Origin of the sequence: Pseudenemella bisphenolivorans (assembly GCF_051133435.1) — a bacterium.
GTDB lineage: Bacteria > Actinomycetota > Actinomycetes > Propionibacteriales > Propionibacteriaceae > JAAYAO01.
In genome coordinates, this window is record NZ_JBPGNY010000004.1 from 139,588 (window position 1) to 154,497 (window position 14,910).

Here is a 14,910-nt window from a genome sequence, read left to right on the forward strand (position 1 = left end):
GTCCTCAGTGCGTGGCGGAATTGTCCACCAGCGCCTCGGGCAGGTCACCGGCTCCCCGCACGTCCCACAGGAATCGCTGGTGGATCGTGCTGCCGGTGCGCAGCACGGTGAGCGCCCCGCTCGATTCGAGGATCACCAGCGCCAGGTCCTGGTAACTGGTCACCCCCTGCTGGCGCAGCCGGGTGACGATCTCGTGTTCGTGCAACCCGGTGGTGGCCAGAGCCGCCGGAAGGACCATGCCGTCCACCAGAATCACGGTGGGTTGGTGGCGCCCGGGTCTCCCCCGCCGTGGCAGTCGGCGGCGCAACACCCCGAAGCTGGCTTCCAGGCCCATCAGAGTGGCCAGGGCGACCAGACCACCGAGCAGGGTTGGTGAGTCACCCAGCATCGAACGCGCGATCAACGCCCCCATCAGGGTGGCGAGCGCCAGGCTGAAGGTCGAAGTGCTGGCCCGGATCCGCCGTCCGAGATAGCGAATGACCCCGGCGTACACCACGTACAAGGTGGTGGTGGCCAGCATCACTCCGAGAACCTGGATGCCGGAGATTCCGATGTGCGACCACAGTTCGTCCATTCGTCCATACTGCCCACCCGGCTGGGTCATGGACGGGCGGGCCGCACGCGGGACGTCTTATCGGGGCCCGGCTCCCGGGGCGGACGGAGCTGTGTCGTCATTCGCCATCCGGCGCACCACGATCACCAAGCCCACCGCACCGATCAAAGCTGCGGCGATCACCCCGCCCACGACGGCCACTCCCAGCCATTGGGTTTGCTTGGCGACCAAGTACATATCAGCGCTGGGGTCGACGGTGAGCGTGACGGTGTTGCCGTCGATCGTGGCGCCCTCGGGCAGATTCGAGGCCTCCTCGTCGATCGTCCCCAGGCCCACCAACTCGACGGTCAGTTCGACCGGGCCGCCGGCCGGACCGGAGTGTTCGATCCGGTAGCCGACGTTGGTGACGGTGTGACGCTGGAACAGAGTGGAATTGACCTCGTCGGTTTTGAGGAACAAGCCCGGCTGACTCGTCTCGTACGCGGTCTGGAAGTCGGCCTGACTGTCACCTTCCTGCACGACGGTGAAGATCTTCCGCCCGTCCTCGTCGGTGATCTCGACGTCACTGCCGTCGGAGCCGCTGATGGCTTTCGCCACGGCATCCTCCAGGCCCGCAACGTCGTCGGCGGCGAAGCCCACACTCAGCGTCAGCGAGGGGTTGCGCTCGGCCGCCTTCACCCGGACGCTGCGGGTCTCGGCCTGCACCGGTTTGTGGTACACGATCGGCTCGGTGGACGGGCTTTGGCCGCTGCTTCGCTGCCAGGGTTCGGGCAGTTCCAGATCACCGGAAATCCGGCCATCGCGATGGCACACCGCCGAACACTCGAAGTTGTCGACCACCCGCAGCTCACGGGCCAGACCGTCCTCCTGCTGGGCCACCTTCGACTCGACGGTGAACTCGGTCTGCTCACTGATCAGCGCCGCGTTCGTCCAGGACACGATGTCGGCGGGGTCCTCGGAGGAGAACTCCAGGACCCACGTCGTACCGGTGCCACCGGCCGGGGTCAGGGTGCCGCCCTCAGGGGTGACCGAGTCGAAGAACTCATCGAATCCGGCCTCATCGACCACATAGTGCTCGCGCGGCAGTTCGTAGGTGATGGTGCGCTTGTACCGGCCGGTGTCCACGCCTTCGGTGTTCACCTGCACCGACATCGCGCCTCGGTCATCGACCTTCCTGACGCTGCCGGATCCGGTGATCTCGTAGCTCTCCTCGCCGTGGCGGAGCACGGTTTGCCCCTCTTCGGTCAGGTCATCGGCGGTGAAGTTCGGGTTCTCGGTATCCATCACGTCCGAGTCGTACACGGCTTGGTTGGCCCACTTCATCAGAGCTTTGGTGTTGGTGTTGTCCTTGTAGGTCACGCTCTTGCGGAAGACCGAGTCCTCGACCTTCCACTCGATCTCCACCGGCTTGCGGTTGCCGCCGGCGGCCATCAGCCGGGTCACCTTGTCGGTGTAGTCGTCGATGTCGCTGAAGGTCATCTTGAAGGAGTAGACCTTGGCGCCACCGGAGCCGTCGGCCACCCCGAGGTATTCCAGTTGCTCCGGGGTGGAGGACTTGAACAGGGCATCGATCTTGGCCACATCACCCTTGATGTACTGCTTCTGATCCTCACCGCTCAAGGTCATCGTGAAAGTGCGCTCACCCGAACCATCCGCGTTGAGCTGCAACACCGAGTCGATCTTGGCGCCGCACCCGGACAGGAGCATGGCCCCGAACACCAACAACCCCCACAGCAACCAGCGCCGGTTTCGGGTTTCCATGCTTCCTCCAGTGCAAGCCGATTGCCGGGGACGATAGCAAGCCGGGCGGGTCTTGTGGGCGCGAAATGTAGCAACTGACGGACCGGGCAGCGGTGCGGCGCGGGAAGTCCGACGACGAGTTGCGGCGCGAAACCGTAAAGTCGGGCCCATGACTGTGCGCGTGATCACCGTTGCCTCGATGCCGCCCAATCTGGGCGAGCCTTTGGCGGAGCGTTTCGGGGCGTTGCCGCTGCCCGATCCCGGGCCCGAGCGGGATGCCTTCCTGGCTGAACATGGCGACACGATCGAGGTGGCCGTGGCTCATGCCGGTGGCGGGGTGCACGCCGAGTTGATGGATCGGTTACCGGCCCTGCGGGTGGTGGCCCACTTCGCGGTCGGTTACGACTCCACCGATGCCGACGCCGCCCGCGAGCGCGGTATCACGCTGACCAACACTCCCGACGTACTCAATGACTGTGTCGCCGATATGGCGATCGCGCTGACCCTGGACGTGCTGCGGATGGTCAGCCGCGGTGACCGGTTCATCCGGGCCGGACAGTGGGAGGCCGAACGGTGGTTCCCGTTGTCGCGACGCTTGACCGGGTCGAAGGTCGGCATCCTCGGGTTGGGACGCATCGGCGAAGCCATCGCCCACCGGCTGACCGCCTTCGATTGCGAGATCTCCTATCACTCGCGCCGCGAGGTGGCCGGCTCCCCGTACGCCTACCACCCGAGTGCGACCGAGCTGGCTGCGGCCAACGACGTGCTGATCGTGATGGTGCCCGGTGGCCCCGCGACCGAAGGGCTGGTGGACGCCGACGTGCTGGCCGCACTCGGCCCCGAGGGATACCTGATCAATGTGGCCCGCGGTTCGGTGGTGAACCACGACGATCTGATCGAGGCGCTGCGCACCAGGACCATCGCCGGGGCCGGTTTGGATGTCTTCCCCGATGAACCGCATGTTCCCGAGGCGCTGCTGGAGTTCGACAACGTCGTCCTGACCCCGCACGTGGGGTCGGCCACGGTGGAGACCCGCCAGGCCATGGCCGACGTGGTGCTGGCCAATGTGGAGGCCTGGTTCGACCGCGGGGAGCTGGTCACCCCGGTGTGAGGCTCGAGCACGTGGGTCTGCTCTTCCGGACACCCGGCGCGGGGCGTAGATTTCGGTGATCATTCTCTCTCGGAGGGGTTGAACCCATGACGAATCCTACTGTGTGGCATTCCCTGGCCTTTCGTGACGCCAACGCCGGCATCAGCTTCCTCACCGCTCTGGGCTTCGAGGAAAAGCTCGTGGTGCGCAACGCCGATCATCCCGATGTGGTCGAACACGCCCAATTCCACTTCGGGGATAACGGGGGAATCATGTTCGGCTCGGCTCAACGTCCCGGTGGGGATGAGGGCTGGCAGCGGCGGGTGGGTGTCGGATCCTGTTATCTGGTGGTCGATTCCGACGCCGAGGTGGACGCAACCTACCGCCGCGCACTGGATGCCGGGGGTACCTCGCTCCAGGAGCCGGAGTTCGTCCCCTACGGCGGGCGTTCGGCTTCGGTGGCCGACCCGGAAGGAAACCAGTACTCGATCGGCTCCTATCGCGGCGAATAGTCGTCGCCACTGATCGGGAGCGGGCCCTCGCCGGCCCGCGACCGGCGGTTAGTTTCGATCGACCGCCGTGTCGAGGAGGACCGATGTTGAGCCAGCAAGAGATCTCCGATCGGATGGAGATCACCGACGTCCTGCTCCGCTACACCCATGCGGTCGACTCGCTGAACTGGGATCTGTTCCGGCAGTGCTTCACCCCCGATGCGGTGATCGACTACAGCGTCTTCGGGGGCCCTCGGGACACCCTCGAGGCGGTCATCAGCTTTCTGGCCGAGGCGATGCCCAACTGGTTGAGCATGCAGCACATGATCGGACCGCCGCTGATCGAGATCACCGGTGACGCGGCCACCGCCCGGACGATCTGTTACAACCCGATGCAGTTCGAGCGCGACGGTGACTCGGGGGTGCTGGTGTGTGGGCTCTGGTATGTCGACAAGCTGCGCCGCACCGACGACGGGTGGAAGATCACCGAACGGGTCGAAGAGCGCTCCTACGTCGCGCGCTACGCCAACGAGCCGGTGCCCGTCCCGGACGAACCCGGGAAGTGATAGGGCCCGAGCACGGCCGAAACAGCGCTCAGGAACTCATCGGGGTCAACACGAACACCGGAATCTGGCGGTCGGTCTTGGCCTGGTAGTCGGTGTAATCGCGATAGACCTGCGTCGCCCGATGCCACCACAGGTCGCGCTCCTCACCGGTGGCCTCCCGAGCCAGGTAATCCATCGTGAGCGCCCCGTCCTGCAACTCGACGTGCGGGTTGGCCTTCACGTTGTAGTACCACTGCGGATGATCCGGAGCCCCGCCCTTGGAGGCGATCAGCGCATACTCGTCCTCGTGCTCGACGCGAATCAGCGGCACCTTGCGCAGCTTGCCGGATTGGGCCCCCACCGTGGTGACCAGCACCACGGCGTAGCCGCTCATGGTGGTGCCGTCGGTGGTTCCGGTACTGAGGATCCGGTCGACTTCCTGCCGCACCCAATCCCTGGCCGGCGGTTCGTACTCCCCTTGTAGCGGCATGATCGCGTCCCCTTCGCGGGCCCGGCGCGGAGCCCGGCTGTGCCACCCAGCCTATGTGGCCCGGCGCGGCGACACCAGATGTTCCCGATGGGTGACCGTCAGTTGTTCAACTGCGCCTCGATCTGCCGATGGGTTGCCTCATCGAAGGCCACGAAGAGCACCCGCTCCACCCGGGTGTCGGCTTCGGCGACGGTTTCCAGGCCGGCCCGGATTGCATCATCCTTGGGCCAGCCGTAGATGCCGGCGCTGATCAGCGGAAAGGCCACCGACGTCGCGCCCAGTTCGTCGGCCACCTCCAAACTGCGTCGGTAGCAGGAGGTGAGCAGCGTCCGGTCGGTCTGCCCGGCGGCGTGGTTGGGGCCGACAGTGTGGATCACCCAGCGGGCAGGCAGGTCACCGGCGGTGGTCCACCCGGCGTCACCGGTGGCCAGACCGTCGGGGAACCGCTCGATGCAGTCGGCCAGAATCGCCGGCCCACCGGCCCGGTGGATGGCTCCGTCGACTCCCCCACCGCCGCGCATCGCGTTGTTGGCGGCGTTGACGATGGCGTCCACCTCGACGGTGGTGATGTCACCCTGTACAGCACTGATCTCGGGTCGGCTCATGACTCGATTCTGCCCGCCGACGTGGACGTGTCAACGACACGCGTGATATCCGATGTGGTCTGATGGGGCGCATGCCCGACCTGCATTACCCGCTGCACACCACCACCTTGGCCAATGGACTGCGCGTGGTGGTCAACCCCGATCATGCGGTGCCCAGTGCGGCGATGAACATCTGGTACAACGTGGGCTCACGCCATGAGCAACCGGGCCTGACCGGGTTCGCGCACCTGTTCGAGCACTTGATGTTCCAGGGTTCGGCCCATGTCGGTTCCGGAGAACACATCTCGCTGTTGCAGGCCAACGGAGCCTCGGTGAACGCCACCACCTGGTTCGATCGGACGAACTATTTCGCGGCCCTGCCGATCGGCGGGCTGGAGTTGGCCCTGTGGTTGGAGGCCGACCGCCTCGAGTCGCTGCTGACCGCGCTCACCCAGGAGAACCTCGACAATCAGCGTGAGGTGGTCAAGGAGGAGAAGCGGCAGCGCTACGACAACGTGCCCTACGGCGACCTGATGGACACGCTGGTCGGGTTGGTGTTTCCCGCCGACCACCCCTACGGGCACACCACGATCGGCTCGATGGATGACCTCAACGCGGCCTCCCTCGAGGATGCGCACACCTTCTTCCGCACCCACTACATGCCCAACAATGCGGTGCTGTCGCTGGTGGGTGACCTCACCGCTGACGAGGGCTTCGCCCTGGCCGAGAAGTACTTCGGGCACATCCCGGCCGGTGAGCTGCCCCCGGTGGTGATGCCCGACCCCTTGCCCGCCCTGACCGGATTGCCGTCGGCGGACGTACGCGCCGATGTACCGGCCGATGCGGTGTACCTGGCGTGGCGGCTGCCGGCGATGGACGACCCGGCCTTCGACGCCACCGACCTGGCCCTGATGGTGCTGGGTGACGGCCAACCCTCACGTCTGCACCGGACGTTGGTGCGCGACAACCCGCTGGCATCGTCGGCCGGGGCCGGCAGCATCGGGCTGATCGGCGGCACCTCCCTGGGGTTCATCAGCGCCCGGGCCATCGAGGGCCACAGCATCGACGAGGTCACCGATCGCACCCTGGCCGAACTCGACCGGCTGGTCACCGACGGGCCAGAAGAGGCCGAACTCGACCGGGTCAAGGCGCAGTACGAACGCGCCTGGTTGCAGGGCCTGGCCCGCCTCGATGCTCGCGCCGACCAGCTCTCGGGCACCACCTTGTTGCGCGGTGACCACGAGTTCATCAACAGACATCTGGGTGAGGTGATGGCCATCGACGCCGAGGCTGTCACCGAGGCCGCTCGCCGGCACCTGAACCCCGAGCACCGAGCAACCGTGACCTACCGCAAGGAGCAGGCATGAGCACCCGCCCCGTTGTCGCTGCCCCACCGGCCTGGGAGTTTCCGGCCGCCGAGCAGCATCGCCTGACCAATGGCGTGGATGTGCTCGTCCACCATCTGCCGGGCCAGCACGTCGCCTCCGTGGCCGTGGTGCTCGACCTGCCGCTGGCGGCCGAGCCGGCCGACCGGGAGGGAGTGGCCACGATCTGCGCCCGCTGTCTCGACGAGGGCACCGCCGACCTGCCCGGTGCCGCTTTCAGTACCGCGCTGGAAGCCTGCGGGGCCGCCCTCGGGGTGCAGGTGTCGTTGTCGGGGGTGCGCGTCGATGTGGACGTGCCGACCTCCCGCCTGCCCGACGCGCTGCCGTTGCTGCGCGATGCGGTGATCCGACCCCTGTTGGACGAGGCCGATGTCACTCGCCATGTCGGCCTGCGATTGGCCCAGATCGACCAGCAGCAGGCCAACTCAGCGGTCGCCGCCGGGGTCGAGTACCGCCGGATTCTGCACACCGAAGCCACCCGCGCCCAGCGTCCCAACGGTGGTGACGCCGCCACCGTCGCTGCGGTGAGCCCGGCCGACGTGCGAGCCTGGCACCGTTTGGTCACCCCGCACCGCACCTCGATCGTGGTCGCCGGTGACCTCGATGCGGGCGTGCTGGGGCTGATCGAGGAGGCCTTCGGTGATTGGGCCGGGGAAGCCGACAACGTGGCTCATTCGACTCCCGAGTACGCCGCCCGCACGGCGAAGCTGGTGCATCGGCCCGGCGCGGTACAGGCCGACATTCGCCTCGGCGGTATCGGGATCGACCGTACCCATCCCCGCTGGGCCGATCTGGTGGTCGCGGTGCACGCGATGGGTGGAGCCTTCGGTTCGCGGGTGAACCTGGTGCTGCGCGAGGACAAGGGCTGGACCTATGGGGCCCGGGTCGGGCTGACCGGCATGCGGCAGGGCGGATTCTGGGCGACCTCGGGATCGTTTCGTACCGAGGTGGTCGCCGATGCGATCACCGAGGCCCGGCGCCTGCTGGATGTGACCGACTCGCCCTTCACCGACGCGGAGGTCACCGACGCGGTGCGCTGGTTCACCGGCACCTCGCCCTTGCAGTACGCCACCGCCGACACCGTGGCCGCCCGAACCGCCACGAACCTGCTGCTCGGGCTGGATCCGCAATGGACCACCCGGAACCTGGCTGCGATCGCCGCGGTCACCGCCGAATCGGCCACCGCCGCCTACCGGGAGTTGATCGATCTCGACAACCTGTACCTGGTAGTGGTCGGCGATGCCGATCACCTCACCGAACCGCTGCGTGCCGCCGGCTGGAGCGTCTGAGCCGCTGCCACCGAGTCCGGGCCCAACCGGACTACTCAGCCGTGCTGCAACGTGCCCGATTTCGCGCATCAAAACCATATCCGGGCTTTGCTCGGCGAAATCGGGCCACTTGCAGCAGCAGACGCCCAGCACTCCCCACGAAGGTGCTCGAGGGAGTGTCGACAGGCGCTATCGGCCCATCGCTTGCAGAGCTCGGCGCAGGGCGGCCCGGGCTTCGGCGTTCTTCTCCTGGTAAGTGCCGAGATCGCCGTCCTTCAGCGCCTTCTCGGCGTCGTTGAAGGCCTGTTCGGCCTCGGTCAGGGCCCGGCGAGCAGCCGCTTCGTCGGCGGTGCCCTCACCCGGGTCGGTCTGGCCGGGCTGTTCGTCGGCCGGCGGTTCCTCGTCGATCGCGTCGGGGTCCTCACCGGTTTCGGCGCCGGAGTCACCCTCGAAGACCTTGTCCAAAGCCTCCTGCAAGGTGTTACCGATCGCGACCTTCTCGCCGAAGCGCACCACGACGAATCGCAGCGCCGGGTAGGACCCGGTCGATGCCTGCCGCTGGGCGTAGATCGGCATCACGTACAGCAGACCACCGCCCACCGGCAGGGTGAGCAGGTTGCCGTACTCGGCCGAGGCCGCACCCTGGTTCAGCAGGGGTCTGAGGGTCTCGGCGACCACCGGGTCGGTGGTCATCGCGTTGAAGGTCTGCCCGGGGCCGTCGATCTGTTGCTGGCCCGACATTCTGAGTATTCGGATCTTGCCGTAGTCGTCGCGGGACGCATCGGCGTTGACCGCCATGAACGAGGCGAGGTTAGAGCGGTTGTTCGGCACATACACCGTGGTCTGGCTGAACACCGGCTCGTCATCACCGGGCCAGCGGATCGACAGGTAGTAGGGGGTCTCCTTCGAACCGGTACCGGCGACCGGGTCGTTGGGGGTCACCCACAGGTCGGTTTGCTGGTACCACAGGTGCGGGTCGCTGACGTGGTAGCGGCCGAGCACCTCGCGCTGCACCTTGAACATGTCCTCGGGATAGCGCAGGTGGCTCAACAGGTCGTCGGAGATCTCGGATCGGTCCTTCACCGTGTCGGGGAAGACCTTGCGCCAGGTCTTCAGCACCGGGTCGTCCTCGTCCCAGGCGTACATGGTGACCGTGCCGTCGTAGGCGTCCACGGTGGCCTTCACCGAGTTGCGCATGTAGTTGACCATCCGGTCGGGCTGGGCGACCATCGCCTGCCGGGTCATCGAGTCCGAGGTGGCCTGCTCCAGCGACACCCGATGGCTGTTGGGGTAGGAGTTGGACGTGGTGTAGGCGTCCACGATCCACACCAGTCGGCCCTCCACGATGGCCGGGTAGGCGTTGGAGTCGACCTGCAGGAAGGGGGCGGCCTGGGCCACCCGCAACCGCGGGGTGCGGTCGTAGATGATCTTGGATTCGGTGTTCACCCGGTCGGACAACATGATGTTCACGTCGGCGAACTTCACCGCGTACAACAACTTGTTGAAGAAGTTGCCGACCGGCACACCACCATCACCGGTGTAGGTGGTCAGCGTCGGCTCATCGCTCTCGCCACCACCGGGGGTGTCGAGTTCGACCGGCGGAGTTCCGGCCGGGGCACCGACGATCGAGTAGTCGGAGTGCAGTTCGCCGAAGTAGATCCGCGGTTCGTGCTCCGACAGGGCGCCGGTGGGCGGGATGTCACGGGCCATCCACTCGGGGTCACCCTGGGGCTGGCGCCGGTTGCCGTAGGCGGCCACCAGACCGAAGCCGTGGGTGTAGACGGTGCGGATGTTGTTCCAGCTCTGCGATTGCAGGCCTTCGATGTCCATTTCCCGGGCCGCGACCACCGCGTCGGTCTGCTGGCCGTCGATGGTGTAGCGGTCGACATCGAGCACCTTGGGGAAGGAGTAGTAGCCGCGCACCTGCTGCAACTGCTCGAAGGCCGGGCCGATCAGGGCCGGGTCGATCAACCGGATGCCGGGCAGGGCCTCGGCATCGGCGCGCAACTGGCCGGGTTCGGTGTCGGTGACCGCCTCGTAGTTCTCGATCTCCACATCGGTGATGCCGAAGGCGGACTTGGTGGCCTTCAGGTGATCTTCGATGTAGGGACGTTCGGTGTCCGGCTCATCGGGGTTGACCTGAATCGCCTGGATGATCGCCGGGTAGATCATCCCGATCACCAGGCCGCTGAGCAGCATCAGCACCACCGACACCACCGGCAACGACCAACGCCGCAGCCACACATTGGCCAGGAACAGCAGGGCGCTGATCATCGCGATCGCCGCCATGATCGTCAGACCCGACACCCGCACCTGGGAGTCGGTGTAGGTCAGACCGGTCAACAGCGGGGCGTCGTCGATCATCAACCCGTAGCGATCGAGCCACAGCCGCACCCCGTGCACCAGCAGGGTCAACCCGGCCAGGATCGAGATGTGCGCGGTGGCGGCCTTGGTGGCGCTGCGGCCCTGCAGACCGCCGAAGAGGTAATGCACCAGGGCCGTGACGACGGTGGTGAAGAACAACAACCAGAACATGAAGCCGGCGACGAACTTCCACCAGGGCAGAGCGAAAACGTAGAACGAGGCGTCGAGCCCGAAGCGCGGGTCGGCGACGCCGAACTCGGTGCCATTGCGCCAAGCCAGGAAGGTGAAGGTCTCGGCCAGACCCGCAGTGCCGCCGATGATCAACGCCGGCACAGCGGTGGCCAATACCGTGCGCCGCAGCCGCGACTGCAGCATCGAGTGATAACGCTCGAGCAAGGGGCTGGCCATCGGTCCGCTGCGGGTCGGTGGACGGAGCCGCTGGGCCAGGGCCGCATTACCGCCGATCACGGCAGCGGCCACCAGCCCGGACACCAGGAACAGGCCCACCCGCGTCCACAACTGGGTGGCGAACACCGACTCGTAACCGACGCTGTGATACCAGAGGCGGTCGGTCCAGATGCTGGTGAACAGAATGAACGCCAGCACCACCGCTCCCGCGATCAGGATGGTGGGCAACAGCGCCCTGGTGCGCCGTGGCATGGTCGCCGTACTCACGTCGAGAACTCCTCGGTCGTCGGGTCGTCGAGCAATGTCCGGGCCAGGGTCTGGGTGAACCCGGGCACCAGGTCATCGCCGGAAATCAGATCATCGGGGTGGGTGATCAACCGGCCCACCCCGTGCCGGGCACCGCTGCGCATCGCCCCGGCCACCACCAGCAGGTCGACCTTGTCGGGGTGCGCCGCCACATAGTCGGCCGCCTCGTGGGGATCATCGGGTAGTTCTGCATCCACCCCGTTGGGCAAAAAACTGCTGACCATCGAACAGGCCACCCCGGCCACGGTCTCGGGCCAGAAGATCCGGTTCAGGGCCGCGACGAGATCGTCGCCGGGGTCGAAACCGTCCTGTTCGACCGCGGTCAGGGACCCCTCGGGCGCGTCGGTGGACAAGCCGACCTGAGTGGCGAGTTCCGGCTCGGTCTCGATCAGCGTCGCGGTACGCACCAGGGCGAACAGTCGTGGTGGCTGGTCGAAGCCGAGGTGTCCGACGTGATGCTCCAGTTGCACCAACGCAGCCACCAGCGCGTCGTGGTCGACGTTCATCTCACCTCTCACAGGTCGGCAGCACCGCAGCGGGGCCGTCTTTCGCGTAGTCGCGGATGGCCTTGACCGCATCATCCAGGGTGGCCACCTTGGCCACCTTCACATTGGTCGACAGATCCCCCAAATCGGAACAGTTGGCCTCCGGCAACAGGAACAACTGCGCGCCGGATTCCTCCGCCGCCCGGATCTTCTCGTGCACCCCACCGATACCCCCGACCCGACCGTCGGGCGAGATGGTGCCGGTACCGGCCACGACGTTGCCTTCGAGCAACGCCCCGGGGGTGAGCAGGTCGTAGATACCCAGGGCGAAGACCAGGCCCGCACTGGGTCCGCCGATGCGCGGGTCGATCACGATGGTGATCTGGGCGGCATGCTTGTAGCCGACCTGCACCCCGATGCCGATCGCGGGCAGTTTCGGGTCGGCATTGCTGGCAGTGGTGGTGATCTGGACGGCACGTTCGGTACCGGCCCGCAGCACGGTCATCTCCAGGGTGGCGCCCACCGTGACGCGATGCACCGCCGCGCTGACGTCCTCGGGAGTCGCCACCGACCTGCCGTCCACGGCCATGATCAGGTCACCGGGTTCCAGCAGACCGTCCGAGGGCCCCCCGACGTTCACCGAACCCACCGCCGGGTGCTCGGTGACCTTCAGGTCGGCCTGCCGCAACGCGGCAACCACCGCATTCTGCTGGGAGGTGTCCATCATCCGCTTGTCCTCGGCCTGGGACTCCTCGGCCGACTGGCCCGGCGGGTGAATCACCTCCCGCGGCATGGTGTCGCGGTTCGGCAACCAATGGGCGATCACGCCCTCGGGCAAGCCCAGGGTCGAATCCACCCGGGTGGTCGACACCGTGGTCAGGTGCAGCTCGCCGGTGGTCGGATAGGACCTGGCCCCGGCCACATCGAGTGCCGGTGGTTCCCCTCCGGCCAGCACGTTGACCGTCCGGCCGGGATTCCAGGTGACGAAAGGAACCGGCACCAGAGCCACCGCGGCGGCCAAACCGACGAACAGCACCGCCGACACCAATGCCGTCCAGGTTTGGCGAGTCACGCGCCCACCCACTCGACATCGCCGTCGACGAACGACTGGCGCTTCCAGATCGGCACCTCGACCTTCAACCGGTCGATCAGTTCCCGGCAGCATTCCAACGCTGCGGCGCGGTGGGCGGCACCCACCGCCACCACCACGGCCAAGTCACCGATCCTCAGGTCACCGACGCGGTGTTCGACCGCGATCGCGCGGACGTCGTGGCCGGCAGCCACGCTGCGGGCACAGTCGGCCAGGGCGTCCTCGGCGGTGGGATGGCTGGAGTACTCCAGTGCGGTCACCGAGCGTCCACCGTCGTGGTTGCGCACCACGCCGATGAACATCGCAACCCCACCGACCTCGGCCAAGCCGACCCGCGCCAAGGCTGCGTCCACCGACAACGGCTCGGACGCAATCCGCGCATGCAGGTCAAGAGGCATGCCCGCAGCCTACCGAGAAGTGCCAACTTCACCCCATCCGACAACAGACCTCTGCGATAGGTGCGCAGGCCTTGTCCGGTGCGGTTGAATGGAGGGACCTCGCATTTTAGGAGCTCCGAGTCGAATGTCCGATGACCGTCCCGGCGACCAACAGCCCGAAGGTGACCCCAACCAGCCGCAGAACCCGTTCGAAGCGCTCTTCGGCCCCGGCGGCATGGAATCGCTGTTCGGCGGTGCCGGCACGGGCGCCGAAGGACTGGCCGAGTTCATGCAGGGGCTGCAGAACATGTTCAGCGGCCTGGGCCTGGGCGGCACCGCCGAGGTGTCCGGTTCGGGGGTGAACTGGGCCACCACCAAGGATCTGGTGCGTCGTCAGGTGGCCGCTCTGGGCACCGACCCCTCCCCCAGTGACGCCGATCGTCGCGCGGTCACCGAGGCCGTCGGTCTGGCCGACACCTGGCTCGATCAGGCCACCGACCTGCCCCGGGTGAGCGGACCGGCTGCCACCTGGAGCCGGGCGGAGTGGGTCGAGCAGACCATGCCGGTGTGGCAGCGTCTGGTGGAGCCGGTTGCGGCCAGCATCGCCGACGCGATGGCCGACTCCCTGACCTTCGGGGAACCGGCAGAGGATCTGGGACCCCTGGCCGGAATGCACGAACTGCTGCGACCGATGCTGCGTCAATCGGGTGGGGCGATGTTCTCCCACCAGTTGGCCCAGGCCCTGGGGCAACTGGCCACCGAGGTACTCGGCAGTACCGATATCGGGCTGCCCCTGGACGACGGACATCGGGTCGCGCTGGTGCCGGTGAATGTGGCGGCCTTCGGGGAGGGGCTGGCCGAATCGGCCACCGACGTGCAGTTGTACGTGGCCCTGCGCGAGTCCGCCCGTCAGCGCTTGTTCGCCCACGCCCCGTGGTTGGGACCGCACCTGCTCGCCCTGGTCGAGGAATACGCCCACGGCATCACCATCGACACCTCGGCCCTGGAGTCGGCCGTCGGAGAGATGGATCCGGCCTCGATCGACCCGGCCGCGCTGCAGGAGCTCAGTGATCAGTTGCAGGGACAGTTGTTCACCTCGCACAAGACCCCCGAACAGCTCGCCACCCTGGAACGGCTGGAGACGATGCTGGCCCTGGTCGAAGGGTGGGTGGACGAGGTGGTCAGCCAGGCCACGAGCAAGTGGATGCCCTCGGCGGTGGCGCTGGCCGAAGCGATGCGGCGTCGGCGGGCGACCGGCGGGCCGGCCGAGGCGACCTTCGCGACCCTGGTCGGGTTGGAGTTGCGGCCCCGGCGCATGCGGGACGCGGCCAACCTCTGGGCGGCGATGCGCGATGCCCGGGGCGCCGCCGAGCGCGACGCGGTGTGGGCCCACCCCGATCTGCTGCCGCGTTCGTCGGCGCTGGACGACCCGATGGGATACGTCAAGGGCGAAACCGACGACAACGAAGAGCTCGACCTGGACGCCGAACTGCGCAAACTGCTCGACGACCAGGAGTAGCTTTCTCGACCGGTGAACTCACCCCTGGGGATGATTGACCCCAGTGACCTGCGCCACCTAGGCTCATAAGTCCGAACCCCGGATGGAAGCCGCTCGCAGGGGAAGGCCAGCGGTGATTCGTCCGGGGTTCGGTCTTGTCGGTTCGGTCTTGTCGGTTCGGTCTTGTCGGTTCGGTCTTGTCGGTTTGGTCGCCGAGTTGCCATTGCGGGGTGCCG

Annotated in this window: 14 protein-coding genes; 6 read left to right on the forward strand and 8 right to left on the reverse strand. The window is 66.9% G+C overall.

Annotation, left to right across the window (positions count from 1 at the left end):
* Positions 1–4: 4 nt before the first annotated feature.
* The gene (locus ACR4XW_RS10785) at positions 5–574 is read right to left on the reverse strand and encodes a YetF domain-containing protein (protein ID WP_434760562.1); all 570 of its coding nucleotides are present in this window, start codon (positions 572–574) and stop codon (positions 5–7) included.
* A gap of 57 nt (positions 575–631) precedes the next feature.
* A complete protein-coding gene (locus tag ACR4XW_RS10790; protein ID WP_434760563.1) occupies positions 632–2,314 on the reverse strand; it encodes a hypothetical protein in 1,683 nt (560 codons plus the stop codon).
* 148 nt (positions 2,315–2,462) lie between these two features.
* On the opposite strand from ACR4XW_RS10790, the gene ACR4XW_RS10795 reads away from it, so the two are divergent.
* From ACR4XW_RS10795 to ACR4XW_RS10805, 3 genes are all read left to right on the forward strand, one after another.
* Positions 2,463–3,404 carry a 2-hydroxyacid dehydrogenase gene (locus ACR4XW_RS10795; RefSeq protein ID WP_434760564.1) on the forward strand — a complete coding sequence of 314 codons (942 nt, stop codon included), beginning with the start codon at positions 2,463–2,465 and terminating at the stop codon, positions 3,402–3,404.
* Positions 3,405–3,490: 86 nt separating this feature from the next.
* On the forward strand, positions 3,491–3,895 hold the full coding sequence (locus ACR4XW_RS10800) for a VOC family protein (protein WP_434760565.1): 405 nt from the start codon (positions 3,491–3,493) through the stop codon (positions 3,893–3,895).
* An 83-nt stretch (positions 3,896–3,978) separates the two neighbouring features.
* Positions 3,979–4,440 (forward strand): nuclear transport factor 2 family protein, encoded by a 462-nt coding sequence (locus ACR4XW_RS10805; protein ID WP_434760566.1) that lies wholly within the window; start codon positions 3,979–3,981, stop codon positions 4,438–4,440.
* 28 nt (positions 4,441–4,468) lie between these two features.
* Here the strand turns inward: ACR4XW_RS10805 and ACR4XW_RS10810 are convergent, their stop codons facing one another.
* Together ACR4XW_RS10810 and ACR4XW_RS10815 are read right to left on the reverse strand one after the other, a co-directional pair.
* Complete coding sequence (locus ACR4XW_RS10810; RefSeq protein WP_434760567.1) at positions 4,469–4,909, reverse strand: nitroreductase family deazaflavin-dependent oxidoreductase; 441 nt, start codon at positions 4,907–4,909, stop codon at positions 4,469–4,471.
* Positions 4,910–5,007: 98 nt separating this feature from the next.
* Positions 5,008–5,514 carry an O-acetyl-ADP-ribose deacetylase gene (locus tag ACR4XW_RS10815; RefSeq protein WP_434760568.1) on the reverse strand — a complete coding sequence of 169 codons (507 nt, stop codon included), beginning with the start codon at positions 5,512–5,514 and terminating at the stop codon, positions 5,008–5,010.
* Positions 5,515–5,576: 62 nt separating this feature from the next.
* On the opposite strand from ACR4XW_RS10815, the gene ACR4XW_RS10820 reads away from it, so the two are divergent.
* Positions 5,577–6,860 (forward strand): M16 family metallopeptidase, encoded by a 1,284-nt coding sequence (locus tag ACR4XW_RS10820; protein WP_434760569.1) that lies wholly within the window; start codon positions 5,577–5,579, stop codon positions 6,858–6,860.
* Entirely contained in the window at positions 6,857–8,167 is a 1,311-nt protein-coding gene (locus ACR4XW_RS10825; protein ID WP_434760570.1) for a M16 family metallopeptidase, read from the forward strand. Before ACR4XW_RS10820 ends, ACR4XW_RS10825 begins: the two co-directional genes overlap by 4 nt.
* Before the next feature lie 168 nt (positions 8,168–8,335).
* On the opposite strand, the gene ACR4XW_RS10830 is transcribed toward ACR4XW_RS10825, so the two are convergent.
* From ACR4XW_RS10830 to ACR4XW_RS10845, 4 genes are read right to left on the reverse strand one after another with little or no spacing between them, the layout of a single operon-like run.
* Positions 8,336–11,185 (reverse strand): UPF0182 family membrane protein, encoded by a 2,850-nt coding sequence (locus ACR4XW_RS10830; protein ID WP_434760571.1) that lies wholly within the window; start codon positions 11,183–11,185, stop codon positions 8,336–8,338.
* Positions 11,182–11,730 (reverse strand): PPA1309 family protein, encoded by a 549-nt coding sequence (locus ACR4XW_RS10835; protein ID WP_434760572.1) that lies wholly within the window; start codon positions 11,728–11,730, stop codon positions 11,182–11,184. Before ACR4XW_RS10835 ends, ACR4XW_RS10830 begins: the two co-directional genes overlap by 4 nt.
* Before the next feature lies 1 nt (position 11,731).
* Positions 11,732–12,781, reverse strand: coding sequence for a YlbL family protein (locus tag ACR4XW_RS10840; protein WP_434760573.1), 1,050 nt, complete (start codon positions 12,779–12,781; stop codon positions 11,732–11,734).
* Positions 12,778–13,197: a molybdenum cofactor biosynthesis protein MoaE gene (locus tag ACR4XW_RS10845; RefSeq protein ID WP_434760574.1), complete on the reverse strand. Its 420-nt coding sequence runs from the start codon at positions 13,195–13,197 to the stop codon at positions 12,778–12,780. Before ACR4XW_RS10845 ends, ACR4XW_RS10840 begins: the two co-directional genes overlap by 4 nt.
* 124 nt (positions 13,198–13,321) lie before the next feature.
* Here ACR4XW_RS10845 and ACR4XW_RS10850 point away from each other — a divergent pair, with 124 nt between their 5' ends.
* Complete coding sequence (locus tag ACR4XW_RS10850; protein WP_434760575.1) at positions 13,322–14,695, forward strand: zinc-dependent metalloprotease; 1,374 nt, start codon at positions 13,322–13,324, stop codon at positions 14,693–14,695.
* Positions 14,696–14,910 lie beyond the last annotated feature (215 nt).

Bases quoted from the DNA above. Each gene is read 5' to 3' on its own strand.
- ACR4XW_RS10800 (WP_434760565.1), top strand. From the start codon at position 3,491: ATGACGAATCCTACTGTGTGGCATTCCCTGGCCTTTCGTGACGCCAAC.
- ACR4XW_RS10810 (WP_434760567.1), bottom strand. From the start codon at position 4,909: ATGCCGCTACAAGGGGAGTACGAACCGCCGGCCAGGGATTGGGTGCGG.
- ACR4XW_RS10845 (WP_434760574.1), bottom strand. From the start codon at position 13,197: ATGCCTCTTGACCTGCATGCGCGGATTGCGTCCGAGCCGTTGTCGGTG.
- ACR4XW_RS10790 (WP_434760563.1), bottom strand. From the start codon at position 2,314: ATGGAAACCCGAAACCGGCGCTGGTTGCTGTGGGGGTTGTTGGTGTTC.
- ACR4XW_RS10785 (WP_434760562.1), bottom strand. From the start codon at position 574: ATGGACGAACTGTGGTCGCACATCGGAATCTCCGGCATCCAGGTTCTC.
- ACR4XW_RS10795 (WP_434760564.1), top strand. From the start codon at position 2,463: ATGACTGTGCGCGTGATCACCGTTGCCTCGATGCCGCCCAATCTGGGC.
- ACR4XW_RS10805 (WP_434760566.1), top strand. From the start codon at position 3,979: ATGTTGAGCCAGCAAGAGATCTCCGATCGGATGGAGATCACCGACGTC.
- ACR4XW_RS10835 (WP_434760572.1), bottom strand. From the start codon at position 11,730: ATGAACGTCGACCACGACGCGCTGGTGGCTGCGTTGGTGCAACTGGAG.
- ACR4XW_RS10825 (WP_434760570.1), top strand. From the start codon at position 6,857: ATGAGCACCCGCCCCGTTGTCGCTGCCCCACCGGCCTGGGAGTTTCCG.
- ACR4XW_RS10820 (WP_434760569.1), top strand. From the start codon at position 5,577: ATGGGGCGCATGCCCGACCTGCATTACCCGCTGCACACCACCACCTTG.
- ACR4XW_RS10815 (WP_434760568.1), bottom strand. From the start codon at position 5,514: ATGAGCCGACCCGAGATCAGTGCTGTACAGGGTGACATCACCACCGTC.
- ACR4XW_RS10850 (WP_434760575.1), top strand. From the start codon at position 13,322: ATGTCCGATGACCGTCCCGGCGACCAACAGCCCGAAGGTGACCCCAAC.